Origin of the sequence: Qipengyuania gaetbuli, assembly GCF_020524765.1 — a bacterium.
Classification (GTDB): domain Bacteria; phylum Pseudomonadota; class Alphaproteobacteria; order Sphingomonadales; family Sphingomonadaceae; genus Qipengyuania; species Qipengyuania gaetbuli_A.
Map to the genome: position 1 here is coordinate 214,597 of NZ_JAIVLR010000001.1, position 21,300 is coordinate 235,896.

Genomic DNA, 21,300 nt, shown 5'->3' on the forward strand with positions numbered 1-21,300 from the left:
GTCCCAAGGTGGGGAGTGTACAACACCCCCTCCCCACTCTTCAGATGATCATAGGGGACCGAAGGGGAAACGAAGGGGGAAGCATTAGAGTACGAAATCCTCCGACCGTCCTGCAATTCTGCGTGGGCCTTAGAAAAGTCGTGATTTGTAAACCACTTACCTCCAAAGATAATACGCCGCACGCAGCACACGAGGAAGCCATGGACGCCGATTGGTCATCACGACAGTGCAAGTTGACTGAGCCTGCTGTGCTGGAGACAGCTATCCGTTTCTCCGCGTACCTCCAGTACATGGCTGTCGGGGTCGACCTATATGACGACGCCTGGACCGAGTTCAGAACCCTCATTGCATCCGAAGTCGAAGAGCGGCTCGAGAACGAAGCTGAGGAGCTAGAGACCTACTCGGGGCTCAGCGGCTACGGGGACGAGTTCGCCATCGCCGTGATGGGCTGGGGCGGCATCTATTTCGTGGAAGCCTGCGAGTTCGAGCGGCACGGCTACTACCTCCGACTGGAAGATGCGCGAGCTGACGCAATGCACATTGCCGAGTGCTACTCGGGTATCGATGAGGGCGACACCGTCAGCCCCGTGCCGGGGCAGCGGATACGTGCATGGTACACGGACGACCTTCTCGCCTCGCACGGCCACCTGGATCAACCGACAGGCGAGCTGGAAGTCCACGCGGACACCGAGATCATCGCTCAGATAAGCTCCGGCCATCAAGTGAGTTTAGAGCTACCGAGACTGGCCAAAATTGGTGGCGAGTGGGTTCAAGTCGTGTGGCGGTTCAATATGCGGGGCCCTGGCAGTGCTTCCATCTGGCTCTATTCCCGCGATGGCAGTGAACCAGAGGTGCTTGAGGTCACATCGATGCAGATTGGCGATGAACCGGCTCGCAAAGCTCCTCCAATCTACGAAGATTGAAGCCGGGCATCTCGTGCATACCGCGTCAGCACAAAGTCCCACACCTGATCGACCTTCGCGTCCCAAAGGTCCTTCGGGTAAGGGTCTTCCGGTAGCTCGTTCAGGCCAACCTTGATTGCCCACTGTACAGCCCCACGGGTCTCCTGACCCCGCATCCAGTCGACCGCGTCTACAAGGCCCTGAAGCTTCTCCAAGAGCCCTCGGGCCACCTTCTTGACCTCCTGCTCCTGGGCCTTGGTGAGCTTTGGCTCCGGTGTGGTAAGCAAATCAAAGATCGCCAGCTCTTCCTCGGTCAGCTCCTCACGTGCCGCCCGCTGCTCTTCCTCGTCCAGACTGTCTATGAACGCCTTCAGGCCCTCGAAGAACTTCTCGGCGTCGATGGAGCCCGCATTGTACTCGGCGACCAGTTTCTCCAGCCGCTCGACAAGGTTGACCCTTGTGGGGTTGGCCTCAGCCATCTTCTTGACCTTGTCTTCGGCAGCCTCACGCATCTTCTCTGCCGCCACCTTGGGGCTGGTGTCGAACAGGCTCGCGAGCTTCTCGAAGTCTATGCCTGACAGGTCCACACGCCCCTCGGCGCTGTCGCCTCCGACGATAGGGGTGACAATTGCGACCCCCTCGAGTTTCTCGTCGAGGAGTTGCGCGATCCTGTCTGAGATGGCCGAGATGTCGACCGGGCCCAGCTTGGCTCTCACGGCATCGGACAGCATGTGAAAGACCGCCACGGGCCTCAGGAACGGTGCGGCTCGCTCATCCGGCAGCAGAGCCTTGTAGGCCCTTGTAACTGCCCCTGCGAGCCTGAGGAACTCGCGCCGCCGCTCGTCGGGGGCCACCAGGGCCTCTACGGCGCTGTTGATGAGCTTCAGGCGCTCAAAGTCCTTGGCGGCCATGATCGCCTCAGGATCGACCCCTAGCGGCGCTGAGAAGGCTCTGGCAGCCTCCAGGGACTTCTCCAGCTCCCTGACAAGCTCTTCCTTGTCCTTGATCGGCGTCTGGCCGTCGCCTCGACCAGCCGCATAGACCGCAAGCGCCTTCTGGAGGTTCTGAAAGACACCCACGTAGTCGACGATCACGCCGGAGGTCTTGCCCTCCGCCTTCCGGTTCGCCCTGGCGATGGTCTGCATCAGCGTGTGCGACTTCATCGGCTTGTCGAGATAGACCGTGCCAATGCTGGGCACGTCAAAGCCTGTGATCCACATGGCGCACACGAACACTAGGCGCAGCGGATCATCCTTGTTCTTGAACTTGGCCTCGAGGTCCTCCTTCTGCATCCGCTCGCGGTGCGGCAGGATGTCGAGCCCCTTCTGGCGCAGGTCGTCGACCTCGTTCTGGCCCTGGCTGACCACCACTGCCATGTCGAGCTCTCGCAGCCACATCAGCCGCTCGGCGATGGCCGCTCCTTCGGCCTCGTGGGCCGTCTTTAGGCGTCGCTCGTCCTCTGCGATCAGACGTGCCACCGCCGTCTTGACCCTGTCGTGCATTGATACTGCCGTGGCCTTGTCGATGGCCACGAACATCGCCTTCCCACGGTAGCCGCGCTGGGCGAAGTGAAGCGCCACGTCCTCAGCCACTTTGTCGAGCCGGTCGGGGTTGGTGATCAGGGTGTACTGCCGGGCAAATTGCTTGCTGAGCTTCTTCTCCTGCTCCTCGTCCAGCGCCGCCTCATCCAGTAGCGCGTCGAGCTCCTCCTGCAGCTCGTCGGTGTTGAGCTGGAGCTCCGGCTTGCGGCCCTCGTAGAACAGCGGCACCGTCGCGCCGTCCTTTACCGACTGGGCGAAGTCGTAGACCGAAACGTAGTCCCCGAAGACTTCCTTGGTTCGGCTCTCGTCGCCCTTGATCAGGGGGGTCCCGGTGAAGCCAATGAAGGCCGCGTTCGGGAGCGCTTTGCGCATATTGGCCGCGAGCTGAGCGTATTGGCTCCGATGGGCCTCGTCAGTCATCACGATGATGTCCGAACGCTCAGAGAGCACCGGCATGGGCTCCTGGTCGTCGGTCGAGAACTTCTGGATCAGCGTGAAGACATAGCGCTCATTGCCCGCAAGGAGGTCCCTTAGGTGCGCCCTGCTTCCCGCCTGGGCCTGCTGGGTGTCTTTTGTCAGTGCGCCAGCTGTGGCGAACTGCCCCGCGATCTGATCGTCGAGTTCGGTTCGGTCGGTCACCACCACAAAGGTGTAGTTGCCGCCCATGCGCCGCAATGCCTTCTCGGCGAACATCACCATCGAAAGGCTCTTGCCGGAGCCCTGGGTGTGCCAGAAGACCCCAAGGCGACCCTGGTTCTCCTCGATGTGCCGCAAGGCCTCGATGGCCCGGTTGACCCCCAGGACCTGGTGGTAGCGCCCAATGATCTTGATGAGACCGCCCTTGGCCTCGTCGAACAGCACGAAGTTCTCGATCAAGTCGAGGAAGCGGGCAGGCTCGCAGGTAGCCCGCAGCATGGTCTCTAAGCTAGGGTCTTCGGGGCCGCCTTCCTCCAGCCGCTTCCAGGGCGAGAAGAATTGGAAGGGCGCGTGGCTTGCCCCGACGACGCTCTCGAGGCCGTTGGATAGGATTACCAGACCGTTGGCATGGAAGAGCTGCGGGATAGCGTCCTTGTAGTCTCTGAGGTTCTTCTCGTAAGCGTCGGCCAGCGGCGCGGTCGGGGCCTTCCATTCTGCCAACAGCAGCGGCAGGCCATTGACGTAGCCGATGGTGTCGGGTCGCCGCTTGTGGAGCACCCCCTCGATCCACACCTGGTTGGCGACCAGGAAGTCGTTGTTGGTAGGGTTCTTCCAGTCGATCACGCGAACCAGCACGTCCTCGAACTTGCCCTGCTCGTTTTTCACCTCGACCCTGACGCCGTCCGTCACGAGCTCCAGGACCTCGCGGTTGGCCGCCACGGGCAACAGGGCCGTGCGATCCCGTGTGAGCTCTTCCTCGGCCAGGGTGAGGGCGTCCTCCGGCAAGTCGGGGTTGAGCTTGGCCAGCGCCGCTCGCAGCCTTGCAAGGAGGTAGGGCTCCTTGAGGCTGGCCCGCCCGTAGACATTCTCCGGCCCCGGCTGGTCATGGTAGAGGTTGACACACTCCCAGCCGAGCTCCTGCAGCAGCGCCAGCGCGGGCTTCTCGATGATGCCGTCTTCCGAGGCGACCAGGCCAGAGAGCGAAGGAGGCATCAGTCAGTCTCGTTGCCGTCCTGCGACTGGTCTAGGCCTTCACCGCTCTCAGGCAATTCGAGCACAAGGGGACGAAACACATCGTAGAACCGCTCGAGTTTTTCGATCAGCCAGGTGTGCTGGCGACCCCAGTCGCTCTCGTTTGTCGGATCGGCATTTTCAAGGTAGAGGGCCACGCGGCTCTGCTTCTTGCCGTCTAGTCGCTGCCACGACAGGGGATGGCCTATCTTGGCTTCGATCTCGTCCCGGTGGGCGACAATCGCATCGTACCAAACCTTGCCAGGCGGGCCGTTGCAGCAAAACTCAGCCCAGACGTTGTTCTTCTGGGTATTCATGCACGCGCCAAGCCAAGCTCCAGAGCGACCCAACGCGTATGTGGTCCAAGACTGCGGCTGCGCTTTCTGCGGACGCACCTTGCTACCCCGTTCGATCAATGCAGATCGCAGCGCGCTCCAGTAGTGTCGTTGGGTTTCCTTGAGGTCACTGACCCGCCCGCCTGCCCCCTGCTTCACTTCTCGCTGCCAATCGTTCGGCTCAGCGATGATGTTGAACATGGGTGCGGGGGGCGATCCCGCGATCTGCCACAGCTCAATCTCCAGCCCGAAGAATTCGAGCTGATCGCTGGTGACATCGTTGAGCCAGTCGAGCGCGGCGCGGTGCTCTTCGGCGAAGCTCTCCGCGATCCAGACAACAGTCACCGCATCTAGGCCAGCGGCGTAGGTCAATAGCTGCCCGAGGTGCCGGTGATCCGTGCGCTCGAGCTGGTTCTCGATCAGCACCCAGTGGTCATCGGTTGTGTCAGTGCGCTTGGCCAGAATGTCAGCCTTGAAGGGCCCTACGAATTTTTCAGTCGCCTCGACCTCCAACTCCATTCCTAGCGCTTCCTGGAGGAGTTCCATGCCTTCGTCAGAGGCTAACCAAGGGGTGAAGTGGCTAGCCTCGTTGGGCCAAGCGCTTCTGACGTCGACCCGGTGCACCTTTCCGAGCTTCGGGATCATGCGGCGTCCTCCAATTGGCGTTCGGCAGCCTCGACGGAAAGCTGGCCGGAGATAAGACGAGGAAGTAGGAGGTCGCGGGACGCGGCGAGTGACCGGTTCGAGCGCTCGAGGGAGAGCACCATGTCATGCATGGGGCGAGCAATATCTTCGAACTGAGCGGTCACTCGGTTATCGGGTACGCAAACCTTGAGTTTCTTAAAGACGCCCTTGGTTATCTCTTTGAAGGTCGCGCCCGTAGCGTGAGCAATGAAGATCGGTACATTCTGAGCAAGCAAATGGTAGAGGTAAGTCCTCGGCAGGCGCTCATTTGGCAGGCATGTAATGAAGCCTTGGTTAGTGCTCGCTGGACCTGTGCAGATCGAGATGACACCCAACGTCGCTCGGCTAGTCATCATAATGCTATCTGCGGGAAAGAGCTTGGCGGAACTTTTGGCCAAACCTGCTTCGGTGATACGAAGGCTGGATCGGTCCATAAACAACGATCCTGACCCCGTCAGATCAGTGGGAGTGTACCAGTCGACAGTCCCACCGGTCCAATATTCCTCAATTTTCTTGCTTGGAGTGCCACCACCAAGGAAGTCGAAAGCGTCCTCGATGTGCTGGAACTCCCACCCATCAGGCAGAGGACCATCGGGAGTGTTGAGGATGGACACGTTTTCGTGGCCGGGGAATTGGAAGCGGACGAACCACTCCTGGAAAAGGCCCCGCGCCATCTCCTCCAGCACCGACACTCGCCGCCGGTTCACTTCGATTAGGTCGTCATAGGCCCCGAGGATCGACGCGATGCGCTGTTGGGTTTTGACGGGTGGGAACGGGAACTCAATCCTCTCGATGATCGCTTGGTTGAGCGTGGCCATCGTCGACCCATGTGAAGACTGGTTGAGTATCCAATCCCTATGCTGCTTGGTTCTGAGGCAGAAGGAAGCGAACCTGTCGTCAAGATCGTCGCTGACCAGTCTCAGCCTGAGGCAGTCAGAGCCTTGCATCCAGCCCTCTTGTTCGGTGACCCAAAGATGACGATCTACGGCAGCTTTTCGTCCAAAGACAATGTCGCCTCGCTTCAGCAGATGCGATCGCAGTCTCTCAACCGTATCGTCTGCAACGTGCTCCAGTTTCGCATTCGTCAGCCCTCCCAGTCCTACATTTCGAACGTTGATTACAGGGCAGCCTTCTTCAACGTAGTGCGCCGCCTTTAGCTGTGTTCCGAAGGGTCCTGTCTTGATTTCGGCGCTGCCTTTGGCGACAAGATCGCCAACACGAACGGTTGTCCAGGAAGTCATCCTTCGAGGACCTCGGCCACGTTATGCGCGATGGTCTCCTGCAGCCTTGCCGCCTCAGCGTTCAGTACCTCCAGTTCCTCTTGCAGGCCCTCCAGCCGCTCCTTGAAGTCAACATCGTCCATGTGCTCGCCAGGTGCGACACCGACATACCGCCCAGGGTTGAGGCTCCAGTCTTGCGCCTCGATGTCGGCTCGGCTGGCGACCTTGCAGAGCCCAGGAGTTTCCTTGAAGCCTTCCTCGCCGAAGGTCTCGGCCATGAGGTATGCGCTGCCCTGCTCTGTCTCCACCTCCTCGCCGCGCCACAGCCGCACGATGTTGCCGATGAACTCGATGTGCGCTGGCGTGTATTCGCGGTGCGCCCTGGTCACTTGGCGAAAGATGTGGCGAGCGTCGATGAAGAGCACCTCGTCCACGCGCTCACTCTTCGCCTTGCCCTTGTCGAGGAACCACAAGGTCACTGGCAGGGTCACCGTGAAGAACATGTTGGGCGAAGTAGAGATGATCACATCGACCATCCCCGACTGGACCAGCTTCTTCCTGAGCTCCCGTTCTGAACCGCCAGCGTCAGAAGCCGAGTTGGCCATCACGAAACCTGCCCTGCCTTTCTCGTTCAATGCAGCGGCGAATAGGCCGACCCACAGGTAGTTCGCATTGTTGACTGTTGGGATGCCGAGCGAGAACCGGGCGTCCACTGTGCCCGCCTCATTGGTCAGCCGCTCCCGGTCGACCTCCGACTGGTTGAACGGCGGGTTGGCCATCACGAAGTCGAACTTACCGACCATCTGGTGCGGGTCTTCGTAGTAGCTGTTGGCCACCACGATGTCCCCCGAAAGCCCATGGACCGCGAGGTTGAGGCGGCACAGCTTCTGCGTGTCCTCCATTTTCTCGATCCCGTAGACGCTCAGCTCGCGACTGGGGGTCTTGTGGTGGCGGCGCACGAAGTCGGCAGAGTGAACGAACATGCCGCCCGATCCGCAGGCCGGGTCGAGTATTTTGCCGTGGTAGGGCTCGATGACCTCCACGATTAGCTTCACGATAGATGAGGGGGTGAAGTACTCGCCGCCCTTCTGCATATACGCCGAGGCGAACTCGCCCATGAAAAACTCGAAGATGGCACCGTAAGCATCCCCGCTTACATCCAGTGGCTGGAGGATACGCAGGAGCTCCCTGAGGACCTTGTCAGGCAGCGATCCGTAACCCTGGGGCATCACACCTGCCAGATCAGGGTTGTGTTCTGTGATGGCCTTCATGGCCTCGTTGAGGGCCTCGGCGACACTCTCGTTCTCCGGCAGGCCGAGTAGGTAGGAGAAACGGGCGTTGTCGGGCAGGAACACCGCCCCGTGCCCGTGGTAGGCCTCTGCGGTTGGCGTCAGGCGGCCCGTGAACGTCTTGGACAGCTCAGCGTGGACCTGGTCGAACTTGGCCTCCATCTGCCGCAGGGCGATCAGAGCAAGCACCGGCTGGGCATATTGGTCGGGCCTCAGTGCCGTATTGGTCCAGAGCTGGTTCGCAGCCTGGAAGAGCCTCCGCGAGAGGTCCTGAAGATCAACGGCCAATGATTATCCCCTGTGGTATCGAACTCGGTGCGGACAATACTTGGCCAGAGGTTCGCGTCCAGTGTTACTGTGTGAATTGTCAGGCTATTCTGAGGATGTACCCCGACAATTGTACGCGAGCGCTTCCTCGACCGCCGCAATGAACTTTGCCCTCGTTCGATCGAGGTGGCCGTAAGCGTGACCATGGGACGACAACATCTGAAGGTAGTACTGGGCCCCGGCAGCCGCCGCCCTGCCCCACACGTCGTTCTCGTGCAGCTCGGGCGAGAGCTGATCGGAAGCCTCATCGAAGCAATATCGTACCTCTCGGTCTTCGATTTCTTCAGCGATCGTCTTGGCAGCCTTGTGAAACCGATAGGCGGCTTCCTGGCTGTGCTTCCATGCCTGTTGTTTTGCGAACGACCCTTTGAGAACTTGGAGGACCATTTCGGCGACATCAGCTCCAACCATGTGTTCGTGGATGCGCTTTGCGGTTTTCACCTGTCCGTTATCTTTTTGCATGGGTCACGTCTCCTACAGAAGGAAGGATAGCCATCGCTGAGCGAGGATCGTGTGGATTGCATTAGCCATCAGCGGGAGCCGCCCAGCGAGGTACCAGAGAGACTATGTCGACTTCCTCGCCAGCCATATCGACTATCCTCAACTTGTCGATTTGCGATCCGAGGACCTCGGTCGATCCATAGTCCGAATTCGAGCTACCCCCTCTTGGTGCCTTGTGACCCTGGATGTACTCCTGGGCTTCGCGGTAGATGCCCGAGGAGCGGGCAGCAGTTGTCCACGTATCGCGAAATTCTCGCACCGGCTTGCGACCAGTATCGCGTTCGAGAACTCCGTGGCCGTAGACGTAATCTGCGAACCAGCCGCCGAAGCTGTCGTAGATGCCTGGCCGCCTGTTCTTCCGGGTCAACAGCGGGAAGAGGGCAAGCTGCTCCCGACTACGCAACCACGAAGCATAGTCGAGCAAGCCAAGTTCCAGCAGCGGCTGGGGCACCGGGATAGTCCTGCGGCCACTTTCGGTCCGCTCGGTCTTCAAGCTCTGGTGGCCTTTGACCGGATGTAGCCCCTCGTCGGTAAAGCGGATCAGCCACCGCCCGTCTTGCTGCCGCTGGTAAATGTCATCCACGAGGAGCTGCGCGACTTCCTCAGGACGCGCCCCAGTGTACAAGGCGATGAGCGGCAACCAAAAGGGCGTCTCTCCCCTTCCCCTTTTCGGGCGCTCACCGGACTGGAACACGGGCATGGAGAAGTAGCTCGTCAGCTCGGAAGCGGAGAAGCCAACACCACGCTTTCTGCTCTTGGGGGTCGCTTCAAATCGTCTGCCTAGGAAGGGGTTCTCGAGGTCGCCTTTGATGTCGCCTCTACTCACACCTTCCTTCCAGATGCGCGAAAGAGCGCTCATGCGCACGTCCTGCGTTCTGCCCGACATCCGCAGCACGTCTTCTCTGCCTTCGTACAGCACCGCGAGTTCTGGGAGAGTGAGATTACGCTCCTCCGTGGGCAACTTAACGGGGCGCTGGGCCATCAGGTCGAGAAGCGTCGTCACGGACAAACGAGTGAGCTCCGAGGGCTTAGGGTCACCCAGCACCTCTTCAATGAACCGGAGGCTCGTACGAACGTGCTCTCTGACGCCTTCCTTGATTGTCTTGACGGTGGGGCTGTCAACTATTCCACGAGCGATCGACCGAAAAGTTTCCTCGTTCGAGCTCGCAGACTTCACAAGGCATCCTATGCCTATTTCGGGTCCATCATCTGCGACGGGCCTGGTGGGAGGCTCTGGGGTGGCTGCGCCCTTCCCATCGTCCCGCCGGTCAATTGCCAACCACAACTTGCAGGAAGCCTCCCCAATTGCGCGACACAGAGCTGGGAACTGGGGATCACTGCGGCTGAACGTGTACCCCATCGCTTGCGAATAGGAGCTCACCCAATCGCCCCAGTAATCCACCAGGCCGGTTAGGTCATAGTCTTCGAGCAGCTCCCGACTGCTTTCGTAGTCCTGCTCACGATCTCTGCGCGTGTCGAATTGGTAGTGTGGGAGTGACTGCTGCCACCTGGAGGCCTCGTCCAGCTCAAGCTGATGGTGGATGTAGTTGTCGGCGAGGTACCGAATGAGAGGCGGGTCCAGCCGGTCATATGCTCCCGCTGCCAATTTCCGCGCCCTGCTCACCAAGCGCTCGTACTTGGCTGCAGCATCGTCATGACGGGCTTTGGCACCCGGCTCATCCAAAGAACGAGCGCCGAGAGAGACTTTGAGCTCCGTGAGCGCCCGACCTCCCTCCGTCACGAAAGGGCGCAGGGCGACTGGAAACGCCCTTCGATACCGGAGCACCTTGGTCTTGGGATCAGCCTGAAGATAACGCACATTGATTTCCACGTGTTGGCCACCTTTCTGTACCACCGGACGTACTACCGAGGTCTTAAAAAGGACGTGTTTCCAACGATTTCCTGGAAATCTGCCACTTGGCAATGCCATTGGTAGCGGAGGAGGGACTCGAACCCCCGACACGCGGATTATGATTCCGCTGCTCTAACCACCTGAGCTACTCCGCCCCGAAAGGCCATGTCGGCGGGCAAGTGCCCGCTCGGCAGGCGGCGCATTTAGGGCGCGGTTGCGCGCGGGTCAACACTCATTTCCCGCGAAATGCGAAGCGGCGGATGAACTCCCAAGGACCGCCGCGATAGGCGTGCAGCGCAAGGCCCGCAAAGGAGAAAGGGCGCGGCTCTATCGTGCCTGCAAGCTGGGCCTGCAGCGCCTGCGCTTCCTTGCCCGTGACCTTGTTCTGGATGGTCACGTGGAGCCTCGGACGGTGCTGGTCCTGATTGGTAAGCATGCCGCGGAAATGCTCAGCGATCTCATCGCGCAATGCCAGCATGTCGGGGCTCGACAGCTTGATCGCCGTGCCGCCGCCCAGCGGCATCAGTCCTTCCACCTGCCCGCGAACGGGGGCGATCTCTCCCGTCAGGCGGGCAAGGTAGCGGCGCAATTCATCCTCGCAATGCGCCGGCAAGGCGTGGAACAGGGTGACGTGCGCTTCGAGGTAATTTCGTTCCGGCGGAAAATGCGCGGTACGAAGGTCGGTATAGCGGCGATGCAGGTCGGGCGGCAGTTCCGCCGTCAGGATCAGGGGCGCGTCGCTGCCGCTCACATCTCACCGCGGGCGCGCCGCAGGGCGAACCATTTTTCGACATTCGCGTTATGCTCGGCCAGCGTTTCGGCGAAGGCGTGCCCGCCCGTCCCGTCGGCGACCATATAGCGCGCTTCGGTCTTTGCCGGATCGAGCACGGCGGCAATCGATTCGCGACCCGGATTGGTAATCGGCCCCTTGGGCAGCCCGACCATCGAATAGGTGTTGTAGTCGTTCACGGCCGAGATTTCCGACTGCCGGATACGCCGCCCCAACGGCTTGCCCTTGGTGATCGGATAGATGATCGTCGGGTCCGCCTGCAGCATCATCCCGTCCTTGAGGCGGTTGGAGTAGAGGCCTGCGACCATGCGGCGCTCGCCCGGAACGCCGGTTTCCTTTTCCACGATGGAAGCGAGGACGAGCGCGTCCTTGACATTGTCGACCGCGATGCCCGGCTTGCGCTTGGGCCATGCCTCGGCGAGGTAATTCTGCATGGCCGCCTGCATTCGCGCCAGCACTGCGGCGCGCTCTTCCCCGCGTTCGAAGTCATAGGTGTCGGGCAGCACGCTGCCTTCCTGCGGTACGGGAATGTAACCGGTCAGGTGCTCTTCCGCCATCAGGCGTTCCCAAACGAGGATGGACGGCATGCCTTCGGGCACAGTCACAAAGCGGCGAATGACCTCGCCGTCCTGGAACATGTCGAGGATCTGAGCCTGGCTCGCATTGGCGGGCAGCAGGAACTCGCCTGCCTGGATCGGATCGCCGCCGCCGAGGATCTTGGCACGCAGCAGGAAGGCATCCGCCGAGGCGATGATCCCTTCCTCCTCCAGCCTGTTCGCGACCGAGGTCAGCGTCGAGCCGGACGGCACGGTGAAGGACGTATCCTCCCCGATCTTGGCCGAGCCCCACCAACCGCTGGCGAACCAGACGGCACCCACGGCGACAAGCAGCGCAGCGAGTGCGCCGAGGACCAGCGCGCCCCGTGCCTTCACGTCAGTCTACCTTCTTGACGATCAGCGATGCGTTGGTGCCGCCGAAGCCGAAGCTGTTGTTGAGCGCGGCCTTGACCTCGCGCTTCTTGGCGGTGTGCGGGACGAGGTCGACGCCTTCCGTACCCTCGTCCGGATCGTCGAGGTTGAGCGTCGGCGGAACGATCTGGTCGCGGATGGCGAGGATGCAGAAGATGGCTTCCACTGCGCCTGCACCGCCGAGGAGGTGGCCGATGGCCGACTTGGTCGAGCTCATCGACGCGCCGCCCAGATTGTCGCCCAGCACGCGCTTCACCGCACCCAGTTCGATGGTGTCCGCCATGGTTGAGGTGCCGTGGGCGTTGACGTAATCGATGTCGCCCGGCTCCATTCCGGCCTTGCGCAGCGCCATGCGCATGGCGAGTTCCGCGCCCTTGCCTTCCGGATGCGGAGCGGTGACGTGATAGGCATCGCCTGAGAGGCCGTAACCGACCACTTCGGCATAGATCTTGGCGCCGCGCGCCTTGGCGTGCTCGTATTCCTCGAGCACGACCACGCCTGCACCTTCGCCCATGACGAAACCGTCGCGGTTCTTGTCATAGGGGCGGCTGGCTTCGGTGGGGCGGTCGTTCATGCTCATGTTGAGCGCGCGGGCCTGTGCAAAGCCTGCAACGCCCAGCGGGTTGATCGTGCTTTCCGCACCGCCAGCCAACATAACGTCGGCATCGCCGTCCTTGATCATGCGGGCAGCGTCACCGATCGAGTGCGCACCGGTGGAGCATGCGGTCACGACTGCGTGGTTCGGACCCATAAGGCCGTACTTGATCGAAACCTGACCGCTGATGAGGTTGATCAGGCGGCCGTGGACGAAGTGCGGGCTGACACGGCCGGGACCGCGTTCATGCAGGACGATGGATTCGCTCTCGATACCCGGCAGGCCGCCGATGCCCGAGCCGATCGAGACGCCGGCACGCAGCTTGAGATCGTCATCCATCTCGGCAAGGCCGGCATCTTCGAGCGCCTGTCCGGCAGCGTCGATGCCGTACACGATGAAGGGGTCGACCTGGCGCTGGACCTTGTGGTCGACGCGCTTGTCGGCATCGAAGCCGTATTCGTGATCCTTCGGCTTAACTTCGCAGGCGATGGTGCACTTCTGGTCGGATGTGTCGAACCGGGTGATCTGCCCCGCCCCGCTCTTGCCAGCGATCAGGTTTGCCCACGAGGTTTCGACATCGCCGCCCAGGGGGGTGACAAGGCCAAGTCCGGTTACGACCACACGACGCATGTAATTCTCCGCAGATAAGACAACAGGCCCGGCCCGCTACCGGGTCGGGCCTGTCCGGTCCCGCATTGGCGCGGGCTTCGAAAAGCGAAAGGCTTAGCCCTTGTGCTCTTCGATGTACTTGGTCGCGTCGCCGACGGTGGTGATCTTCTCAGCCGCATCGTCGGGGATTTCAACGCCGAATTCTTCTTCGAAAGCCATGACCAGTTCGACGATGTCGAGGCTGTCTGCGCCCAGATCGTCGATGAAGCTGGCTTCCTGCGTCACCTTGTCGGCTTCGACGCCGAGGTGCTCGACGACAATCTTCTGCACGCGGTCGGCAGTATCGCTCATTTTATTCCCTCTCGAATTCTTGGGGGTTTGAAATTGGGTTTCGCCCTAATGAACGGCGCGGACAAGCGCAAGTGCTCGCGATGCCGTAGCTGAAATTGACCTGTCACGGATATGGCGTATTGTGTGGATAAGACACAAGGAGCCCAACGCCATGAAAAAGCTTGCCCTCGCTGCCTCTGCCCTCCTCCTGACCACATCGCCCCTGCCCCTGTTGGCGCAGGAAGCTGCCCCCGCGGCGCAGGAGGCTGTGGATACCGGCACGGGCGCAACGATCGTTCCGGTCCCCGGCTGGGCCAGCGAGACGCGCGACGGCATGCTCGTCTTTACCGCACCCGAAGGCGATGCGACCGCGGCAGTCGTCGGAGTCGATGCAGCAGAGGATGGCAGCGCTGCCGTGGCCGCCGCGTGGCAGAAGCTGTCGCCCGGATTCGAGCGCGAAGTGCTCATCGCGCAGGATCCTCCGGCGCGCGACGGCTGGGACCAGATCACGGTGGTGAATTACAAGAGCTCCCCGGCAGAAAAGATCGCCGTGCAGGGCATCGGCCTGCGCAAGGGCGACCGCTGGACGGTCGTGCTGATCAACGGCGCGCTGGCCACCATCGCCAAGCGCAATGCCCAGCTCAACCAGGCTTTCGGCTCGCTCAAACCGGCCGATTTCGAACGCGAAACTTTTGCGGGCAAGGAGGCAAATGCGCTGACGCCTGCGCGCATCGCCGAAATCACCGGTTTCGTCGAAGAGGCGATGAAAGGCCTCGAAGTGCCTGGCGTAGGCCTAGCCCTGATCGAGGACGGCAAGATCGTTTGGGAAGGCGGCCTGGGGGTTACCGAACAGGGTGGCACGCAGAAGGTGGACGCAAACACCAGCTTCATGGTCGCCTCCAACACCAAGGGCATGGCCACCCTTCTGCTGTCCACGCTGGTGGATGAAGGCAAGCTCGCCTGGGACCAGAAGGTTACCGAGGTCTATCCCGAGTTCCGCCTCGGCAGCGATGCCACCACCGAAAGTGTGCGCGTCGAACACCTGATCTGCGCCTGCACCGGCCTGCCGCGCAAGGACATGCAGTGGGTCATGAATACCAGCGCCGAGACGCCTGCCAGCGACACCTTCGCGCAGCTTGCGTTGACGGAGCCGACCAGCGGCTTCGGCGAGGTCTTCCAGTACAACAACCTCATGGCGAGCGCAGCGGGCTATATCGGCGGCCACCTGGTCTATCCCGACATGGAGATCGGCGCCGCGTTCGACCGGGCGATGGACGAACGCATTTTCGATCCGCTGGGCATGAACGACACGACCTTCGATTTCTCCGAGGCGATGAAGGCCAACTGGGCCAAGCCGCATGCCCGCGGGTATGCCGGGCCGGTCGAGGAAGCCCCCATGGACTGGAACCACATGGTCTATCCCTATCGACCTGCAGGGGGCGTGTGGTCGACCGCGCACGACATGGCGCTGTATGCGCTCAACGAACTCAACAATGGCAAGATGGCAGACGGCACCCAGCTGGCATCGGCGGAAAACCTGCTCAAGCGCCGCGAGCGTTACGTGCCGCTAGGCGAAAACAGCTGGTACGGCATGGGCCTGATGGAGGACGCGGGCCTCGGCAAGCAGGTCTATTTCCACGGCGGCAGCCTCATCGGCTACAAGAGCAACTTCTGGTTCATTCCCGAAGACGGCATCGGCGCGGTGCTGCTGACCAATTCCGACACCGGGCAAGGCATGCTGGGTCTGTTCCAGCGCAAGCTCCTGGAAGTGCTCTACGACGGCAACAAGGAGGCGGAAGAGAACCTCGCAGCATCCGTCAAACTCGGGGCGGAAGCACGTGAAAAGGGTCGCGAGGGCATCATCGAGAAAGGCGACCCCGCCGTTCTGGCAACGCTCGCACCGCGCTACGTCAGCCCGGAATTGGGTCCGCTGACCATCTCGACCGAAAATGGCCTTACCTGGGCAACGGTGACTTCCGGCAAGTCAGCGATCGGCACCAAGGCCAATGACGATGGCACGAATTCGGTTGTCTTCATGACGCCCGGCTTCTTCGGCTTTCCCCTGATAATGGGCGAGCGCGAAGGGAAGCGCGTGCTGATCCTGATGGATGCCCAGCACGAATATGTCTTCACCGAGGACGCCGCCTGACGGCGTCCCTGGTTCAGTCTTGCAGCGGATAGCGCAGCGAAAGCTGGCGCTCCGCCTCGAGGCGGCTCGAGACGCGGTCCAATCCTGCCTCCGAATAATCCTTGCTCTCGCCGGTTGCTAAGGCGCGCCCATAGAGGTCGGCGGCCTCTTCCAGCCGTCCGTCGCGCTCTGCGCAAAGTCCGGCATTGAAGATCGCCGATACCTGCTCCGGGTTGCGTCCAGCCAGCTCCTCGAAGCGGATGCAGGCCGCCAACTGGTCGTTCTTGGTCAGCCGGACTGCGGTCTTGAAATCCTTGGAATCCTGCTTGGCCAGGCCCTTGCGGCTTTCGAGCACACGGATGTCCTCGCGCCGGAATTCAGGCGCCAGGTCGAGCCTGACGCGGGTCGCGAAGCCATCCACCAGCGCGTCCATCATCTTGTTGGCGGAAGGCTGCGAATACTCGTTCGCGCAGTAATTTTGCGACTGGCTGTGCCGGCCATCTGCCGCATAGAGCGTACCGCCTTCCCGAGCGATCAGGCGGAGCGATGGCGAGAAGCTGACGGTCATCGTCCGGCATTCGTAGACGTCGACCCGTTCCTCGACGCAGTTCTTGTCTTCGTCCTTCTTCACGCAGCGGGTCTTTTTCGTGGATCCGGACCGGTAATCCGACACCTCGCCCGATGCCGTGCCGCGCATGGTGGCGGACACCGGTCCCGCCTCGACCGCCGCGGCCACTTCGCTCGCAGGCGTATCTGCTCCGTAGATGTAGATGTTATCGCCCCCGCTGGAACCGGCGCGAACGTTAAAGTACCGCTCGCCGTCGATCTGCACGCCTTCGAGCCGGTCGGTCAGTGCGATGGCTAGCCGTTCACCCACTTCGCCGCCGAAGCGTTCGATAGTGATTTCCTCGACTTCGATCGCGCCTGCATCGCGGGCGGCATAGATACCTTCGACCGTCAGAACTTCGGCATTCGCCGCAGCCGGAAGTGCAACGACCAGCGCTGCCACGGAAACGCGGATACCAACACGCATTCGGACCCTCCCTCCTTTTTTGGAAGGCTAGCCCCAATCCGGTGGCCTTGTCATGAACGAATGCGCTGGACGCCCGCGAAGGAGCGATCAGGCGCCTTCGGTCTTGGGTGCCTCAACCGTGCGGATGTGGACATCGCGCAGCTGGCGCGGGCTGACGAGGCTGGGAGCGCCCATCATCAGGTCCTGCGCCTTCTGGTTGAGCGGGAAGGCGATCACTTCGCGGATGTTCGGCTCGTCGGCGAGAAGCATCACGATGCGGTCGATGCCGGGGGCCGATCCACCGTGCGGCGGTGCGCCAAGCTTGAAGGCCTCGATCATGCCGGAGAAGTTCTCGTCGACGTCGGCCTGCGTGTACCCGGCGATCTCGAACGCCTTGTACATGATTTCCGGCTTGTGGTTCCGGATCGCGCCCGAGGACAGTTCGTAGCCGTTGCAGACGATGTCGTACTGCCATGCCTTGATCTCGAGCGGGTCCTGCGTTTCCAGCGCTTCCATCTCGCCCTGCGGCATCGAGAAGGGGTTGTGGCTGAAGTCGACCTTCTTCTGCTCCTCGTCGTATTCGAACATGGGGAAGTCGACGATCCAGCAGAACTTGAAGCAGCCTTCCTCGATCAGTCCGAGTTCCTCGGCGACGCGGGTGCGGGCAGCACCGGCCAGCTTGGCGGCGTCCTTCTCCTTGCCGGCGGCAAAGAACAGCCCGTCGTTTTCGCCGAGGCCGAGTTCGGCGTAGAGCTTTTCCATGCCCTCGGTGCCGTGGTTCTTGGCGATCGGACCGCCGAATTCGCCGCCCTTGCGGGTGACATAGCCGAGGCCTGCAAAGCCTTCGCGGCGCGCCCAGTCGTTCATGTCATCGAAGAACTTGCGGCTCTTCTCGTGGGTGTTCGGGGCAGGAACCACGCGCACGCGGCCTCCGGTGCCGACGATCTTCTCGAACAGGCCGAAGCCCGAGGTGGTGAAGTGCTGGGTCACATCGCTGATGATCAGCGGGTTGCGCAGGTCCGGCTTGTCGCTGCCGTACTTCAGCATGGCTTCGGCATAGGGAATGCGCGGGAACTCACCTGCAGGGGTGACGGTCTTGCCGTTCGCGAATTCCTCGAACACGCCGGCAAGCACCGGCTCGATCGCCTGGAACACGTCTTCCTGCGTCACGAAGCTCATTTCGAAGTCGAGCTGGTAGAATTCGGGCGAGCGGTCGGCGCGCAAATCCTCGTCGCGGAAACAGGGTGCAATCTGGAAGTAGCGGTCGAAACCGGCGACCATCAGCAGCTGCTTAAACATCTGCGGCGCTTGCGGGAGCGCGTAGAAGCGGCCCGGGTGGAGGCGGCTGGGCACGAGGTAGTCGCGCGCGCCTTCGGGCGAAGATGCGCCGAGGATCGGGGTCTGGAACTCGAAGAAACCCTGCTCCTGCATCCGGCGACGCAGGCTGGAGATGACCTGGCTGCGCAGCATGATGTTGGCGTGGACGCGCTCGCGGCGCAGGTCGACGAAACGGTACTTGAGGCGCGTTTCCTCGGGATAGTCTTCCGCCTGATTCACGATCAGCGGCAGGTCGTCGGCACGGCTCTGCACCGTGACCGAACGGGCGAAGACCTCGATCTCACCTGTCGGCAGGTTCTTGTTCACTGCCACGTCGTCACGCGCCTTCACATCGCCGTCGATGGTGATGACCGATTCCAGCTTGAGCTTTTCCAGCACCGGCAGCGCTTCGCTATCGCTGTCGGCGACGATCTGCGTGATGCCGTAATGGTCGCGCAGGTCGACGAAGAGCACGCCGCCGTGATCGCGCTTGTTATGCACCCAGCCGGACAGGCGGACAGTTTCGCCGACATTTGCCTTGGTCAGCGCAGCGCAGTTGTGGGTACGATAGGCGTGCATCTAAAATCTTTCCATTTTCGGAGCTATGGCGCTAGGGGCGCGGCGTCGCGCTCCTCTAGCAGGAATCGCGCGCGCTAACAGGGCACCTGCGGGTTTTTGTCAAGGCTCGCTGCGGTGCGAGAGCGGTACTCCGCTCAAGAGCAAGAAAAGACACGATGAAGATACACGATCTGATTACGACTACCGAGGCCCTCGCAGACCTGTGCGAACGCCTGGCGAAAAGCGATTTCGTCACTGTCGATACCGAATTCATGCGCGAGAACACCTACTGGCCGGAACTGTGCCTGGTGCAGATCGCCAACGAGGAAGAAGCCGCGGCCATTGACCCGCTGGCCGACGGCATCGACCTGAAACCCCTGTGGGATCTCATGTGCGAGAACGAGGAAGTCCTGAAGGTCTTCCACGCTGGCGGACAGGACGTCGAGATCGTCTACAATTTCACCGGCAAGACGCCGCACCCGATCTTCGACACGCAGATCGCGATGATGGCGATCAGCCAGTCGGAACAGATCGGCTATGCCAACCTCGTCGAAAGCTGGCTGGGCATCACGGTCGACAAGGGCGCCCGCTTCACCGACTGGAGCCGCCGCCCGCTGACCGACCGGCAGATCGAATATGCCATCGGCGACGTGACCCACCTCTCGAAAATCTTTCCCAAGATCTTGAAAAAGCTGGTGAAGACTGGCCGCGGTGCATGGCTCGATGCGGAAATGGACAAGCTCGCCGATCCGGCGAACTATGCCAATGACGCCGACATCGCGTGGAAACGCATCCGCTCGCCCGGTCGCAATCCGACCGTGCTCGGCCGCCTCAAGGCGCTGGCTGCATGGCGCGAAGGCGAAGCGCAGCACAAGAACATCCCGCGTGGGCGCATCATGCGCGACGAAACGCTGGCCGACATCGCCAGTCACCCGCCGAAGAAGCAGGTCGACCTGACCAAGGTGCGCGGCCTCTCGAACGCATGGAAGGACAACGACATCGGCAAGCGGCTGATGAAGGTCATCGAAAAGGCCGAGCCGCTGACCAAGGAAGAAATGCCCGACAAGCCCAAGCGCGGTGCGCCGCTGGGCAAGGAAGGCGCGCTGGTGGCGGACCTGCTCAAGCTGCTGCTCAAGATCCGTGCCCGCGAAATCGACGTCGCCGCCCGCCTGCTGACCAAGGCGGACGAGATGGAAGCGCTGGCCGCTGGCGTTCGCAAGCTGCCCATCCTCGAAGGATGGCGATATGAGGTCTTCGGCAAGGACGCGCTCGAACTGGTCGAGGGGCGACTCGCCTTCGCGGTCAAGGATGGCAAGCTTCTGATGACCCACGTCGATGACATGGGCGAGGAACTGACCGAGGCACAGGCCGCGGAGTGAGCACTTACCTCCCCACCCTGAAGCAGCTGCAATATCTCGTCGCGCTGCACGAGCACGGCCATTTCGGCCGCGCGGCGGAGGCCAGCTTCGTGTCGCAATCGACGCTTTCGGCCGGCATCCGCGAGCTCGAGTCGCTGCTGGGTGTAACCCTGGTAGAGCGCAGCCGCCGCGTGGTGCGCTTCACGGCGCTCGGCAACCAGGTGGTGGAGAAAGCACACCGCATCCTGCGCGAAGCCGAGGAACTGGCGGACCTGGTCCAGGCCGCGGGCAAGCCACTGGCTGGGCAGCTGCGCATGAGCGTCATTCCGACGATCGCACCTTTCCTCCTGCCGCGCTTCCTCCCGCGTCTGCGCAAGGAGCGCCCCGACCTCGAGCTGTTCCTGCGCGAGGAAACCAGTCACGACGCGGTCGAATCGCTCCAGCACGGGAGGGTCGATTGCGTGCTGCTCGCCCTGCCCTTCGCCACGGGCGAGGTCGAGAAAGCACATATCTCGGACGATCCGCTCTACGTCGCTTTTCCGAAGGACGATCCGCGCGATCCACCAGAAACGGTGTCAGCCGACATGATCGACGAAGGGCGACTGCTGCTGCTGGAAGATGGGCACTGCCTCAAGGAACACGCGCTGGCGGCCTGCAACCGGCCCGAACTGCGCGGAAGCGCCACGATGATCGGCACCAGCCTGCATACGCTGGTGCAGATGGTCGACAACGGCCTCGGGCTCACGATGTTGCCGGAGATGGCCGTGGAAGCCGGTATACTGAACGGCACCGATGTCGTCGCCCGCCCGCTCAAGAGCAAGCAGGCCAGCCGCGAAATCGCGCTCATCTGGCGCAAGAATTCCCCGCGCCGGGACGATTTCGAATTGTTGGCGGAAGAATTGCGCGCCGGTTAGGCGGCAAGCGGTTCCCGGGTCTTCGCGGCCTTCGACTTCACGAACTTGTCGAGCTTCTTCACGGCGAACATCGGGACGATGACGCTGAGCGCGATCCCGGCGAGCGAGCAGAAGGCGATCCAGATCGCCATCGCCGTGCCGCCCGAGATATAGAGGCCGTACAGGACCGGCGCCGCGAGGATGAGCCCGCGGATCTCGTTGAAGATAATCGCCACTGCGCTGACCTTGAGCAGCGCGGCTAGGATCATGTGTATCGTCGTACCCATGCGACCGTTGTTAATTGCCTTTGGTAAAGGAACCGTTGACCACTCTGCGGTTTCCCCCGCTCGTCGCGAGGTGCCCCCGTCCCGCCGCTGGGGATGCGCAATTTTCGGGTGCATACCGGGCCGCTAACGCGTAGCGCTGGCTGCGACACACGGGGGA

At 61.7% G+C, this 21,300-nt stretch carries 17 protein-coding genes and 1 tRNA gene; 4 read left to right on the plus strand and 14 right to left on the minus strand.

Translation table 11 applies throughout. The features are described from left to right. The first annotated feature begins 200 nt into the window (after positions 1 to 200). Positions 201 to 923, plus strand: coding sequence for a hypothetical protein (locus tag LC083_RS01095; protein WP_226698832.1), 723 nt, complete (start codon positions 201 to 203; stop codon positions 921 to 923). On the opposite strand, the gene LC083_RS01100 is transcribed toward LC083_RS01095, so the two are convergent. The 11 genes from LC083_RS01100 to LC083_RS01150 all read right to left on the minus strand — a co-directional run bounded on the left by LC083_RS01100 (position 911) and on the right by LC083_RS01150 (position 13,611). Further along, on the minus strand, positions 911 to 4,072 hold the full coding sequence (locus LC083_RS01100; protein ID WP_226698833.1) for a type I restriction endonuclease subunit R: 3,162 nt from the start codon (positions 4,070 to 4,072) through the stop codon (positions 911 to 913). The two genes, LC083_RS01095 and LC083_RS01100, sit on opposite strands and share 13 nt — an antisense overlap. Next, the gene (locus tag LC083_RS01105) at positions 4,072 to 5,070 is read right to left on the minus strand and encodes a DUF4268 domain-containing protein (RefSeq protein WP_226698834.1); all 999 of its coding nucleotides are present in this window, start codon (positions 5,068 to 5,070) and stop codon (positions 4,072 to 4,074) included. The genes LC083_RS01100 and LC083_RS01105 overlap by 1 nt, the downstream gene beginning before the upstream one ends. After that, on the minus strand, positions 5,067 to 6,350 hold the full coding sequence (locus LC083_RS01110) for a restriction endonuclease subunit S (RefSeq protein ID WP_226698835.1): 1,284 nt from the start codon (positions 6,348 to 6,350) through the stop codon (positions 5,067 to 5,069). Before LC083_RS01110 ends, LC083_RS01105 begins: the two co-directional genes overlap by 4 nt. Continuing rightward, positions 6,347 to 7,906 carry a type I restriction-modification system subunit M gene (locus LC083_RS01115; protein ID WP_226698836.1) on the minus strand — a complete coding sequence of 520 codons (1,560 nt, stop codon included), beginning with the start codon at positions 7,904 to 7,906 and terminating at the stop codon, positions 6,347 to 6,349. Before LC083_RS01115 ends, LC083_RS01110 begins: the two co-directional genes overlap by 4 nt. 84 nt (positions 7,907 to 7,990) lie before the next feature. Next, positions 7,991 to 8,407 (minus strand): hypothetical protein, encoded by a 417-nt coding sequence (locus LC083_RS01120; protein WP_226698837.1) that lies wholly within the window; start codon positions 8,405 to 8,407, stop codon positions 7,991 to 7,993. Positions 8,408 to 8,468: 61 nt separating this feature from the next. Continuing rightward, positions 8,469 to 10,277, minus strand: coding sequence for a hypothetical protein (locus tag LC083_RS01125; protein ID WP_226698838.1), 1,809 nt, complete (start codon positions 10,275 to 10,277; stop codon positions 8,469 to 8,471). A 99-nt stretch (positions 10,278 to 10,376) separates the two neighbouring features. Continuing rightward, a tRNA-Met gene (locus tag LC083_RS01130) sits at positions 10,377 to 10,453 on the minus strand. Positions 10,454 to 10,530: 77 nt separating this feature from the next. Then, the gene (locus LC083_RS01135) at positions 10,531 to 11,049 is read right to left on the minus strand and encodes a 2'-5' RNA ligase family protein (RefSeq protein WP_226698839.1); all 519 of its coding nucleotides are present in this window, start codon (positions 11,047 to 11,049) and stop codon (positions 10,531 to 10,533) included. Beyond that, positions 11,046 to 12,020 (minus strand): endolytic transglycosylase MltG, encoded by a 975-nt coding sequence (gene mltG / locus LC083_RS01140; RefSeq protein ID WP_226698840.1) that lies wholly within the window; start codon positions 12,018 to 12,020, stop codon positions 11,046 to 11,048. Before mltG ends, LC083_RS01135 begins: the two co-directional genes overlap by 4 nt. 1 nt (position 12,021) lies before the next feature. After that, positions 12,022 to 13,281 carry a beta-ketoacyl-ACP synthase II gene (fabF, locus tag LC083_RS01145; protein WP_224830726.1) on the minus strand — a complete coding sequence of 420 codons (1,260 nt, stop codon included), beginning with the start codon at positions 13,279 to 13,281 and terminating at the stop codon, positions 12,022 to 12,024. A gap of 93 nt (positions 13,282 to 13,374) precedes the next feature. After that, a complete protein-coding gene (locus tag LC083_RS01150; protein ID WP_006834437.1) occupies positions 13,375 to 13,611 on the minus strand; it encodes an acyl carrier protein in 237 nt (78 codons plus the stop codon). A 151-nt stretch (positions 13,612 to 13,762) separates the two neighbouring features. Between LC083_RS01150 and LC083_RS01155 the strand changes: the two genes are divergently transcribed. Beyond that, a complete protein-coding gene (locus tag LC083_RS01155) occupies positions 13,763 to 15,739 on the plus strand; it encodes a serine hydrolase domain-containing protein (RefSeq protein WP_226698841.1) in 1,977 nt (658 codons plus the stop codon). Between the two features lie 13 nt (positions 15,740 to 15,752). On the opposite strand, the gene LC083_RS01160 is transcribed toward LC083_RS01155, so the two are convergent. Continuing rightward, a complete protein-coding gene (locus tag LC083_RS01160) occupies positions 15,753 to 16,751 on the minus strand; it encodes a hypothetical protein (protein ID WP_226698842.1) in 999 nt (332 codons plus the stop codon). A gap of 87 nt (positions 16,752 to 16,838) precedes the next feature. Then, positions 16,839 to 18,626 (minus strand): aspartate--tRNA ligase, encoded by a 1,788-nt coding sequence (gene aspS, locus LC083_RS01165; RefSeq protein WP_226698843.1) that lies wholly within the window; start codon positions 18,624 to 18,626, stop codon positions 16,839 to 16,841. A 155-nt stretch (positions 18,627 to 18,781) separates the two neighbouring features. Here aspS and rnd point away from each other — a divergent pair, with 155 nt between their 5' ends. Then, positions 18,782 to 19,984 (plus strand): ribonuclease D, encoded by a 1,203-nt coding sequence (gene rnd, locus LC083_RS01170; RefSeq protein WP_226698844.1) that lies wholly within the window; start codon positions 18,782 to 18,784, stop codon positions 19,982 to 19,984. Beyond that, positions 19,981 to 20,877, plus strand: a complete 897-nt coding sequence (locus LC083_RS01175; protein ID WP_160607460.1) for a hydrogen peroxide-inducible genes activator — start codon at positions 19,981 to 19,983, stop codon at positions 20,875 to 20,877. The genes rnd and LC083_RS01175 overlap by 4 nt, the downstream gene beginning before the upstream one ends. Here the strand turns inward: LC083_RS01175 and LC083_RS01180 are convergent. After that, the gene (locus tag LC083_RS01180; RefSeq protein ID WP_222554170.1) at positions 20,874 to 21,143 is read right to left on the minus strand and encodes a hypothetical protein; all 270 of its coding nucleotides are present in this window, start codon (positions 21,141 to 21,143) and stop codon (positions 20,874 to 20,876) included. The genes LC083_RS01175 and LC083_RS01180 overlap by 4 nt on opposite strands. Between the last annotated feature and the right edge of the window lie 157 nt (positions 21,144 to 21,300).

What these genes read in the sequence shown, in the direction of transcription:
- LC083_RS01095 (WP_226698832.1), top strand. Translation starts at nt 201, where the DNA reads ATGGACGCCGATTGGTCATCACGACAGTGCAAGTTGACTGAGCCTGCT.
- LC083_RS01100 (WP_226698833.1), bottom strand. Translation starts at nt 4,072, where the DNA reads ATGCCTCCTTCGCTCTCTGGCCTGGTCGCCTCGGAAGACGGCATCATC.
- LC083_RS01105 (WP_226698834.1), bottom strand. Translation starts at nt 5,070, where the DNA reads ATGATCCCGAAGCTCGGAAAGGTGCACCGGGTCGACGTCAGAAGCGCT.
- LC083_RS01110 (WP_226698835.1), bottom strand. Translation starts at nt 6,350, where the DNA reads ATGACTTCCTGGACAACCGTTCGTGTTGGCGATCTTGTCGCCAAAGGC.
- LC083_RS01120 (WP_226698837.1), bottom strand. Translation starts at nt 8,407, where the DNA reads ATGCAAAAAGATAACGGACAGGTGAAAACCGCAAAGCGCATCCACGAA.
- fabF (WP_224830726.1), bottom strand. Translation starts at nt 13,281, where the DNA reads ATGCGTCGTGTGGTCGTAACCGGACTTGGCCTTGTCACCCCCCTGGGC.
- LC083_RS01150 (WP_006834437.1), bottom strand. Translation starts at nt 13,611, where the DNA reads ATGAGCGATACTGCCGACCGCGTGCAGAAGATTGTCGTCGAGCACCTC.
- LC083_RS01155 (WP_226698841.1), top strand. Translation starts at nt 13,763, where the DNA reads ATGAAAAAGCTTGCCCTCGCTGCCTCTGCCCTCCTCCTGACCACATCG.
- LC083_RS01160 (WP_226698842.1), bottom strand. Translation starts at nt 16,751, where the DNA reads ATGCGTGTTGGTATCCGCGTTTCCGTGGCAGCGCTGGTCGTTGCACTT.
- aspS (WP_226698843.1), bottom strand. Translation starts at nt 18,626, where the DNA reads ATGCACGCCTATCGTACCCACAACTGCGCTGCGCTGACCAAGGCAAAT.
- rnd (WP_226698844.1), top strand. Translation starts at nt 18,782, where the DNA reads ATGAAGATACACGATCTGATTACGACTACCGAGGCCCTCGCAGACCTG.
- LC083_RS01180 (WP_222554170.1), bottom strand. Translation starts at nt 21,143, where the DNA reads ATGGGTACGACGATACACATGATCCTAGCCGCGCTGCTCAAGGTCAGC.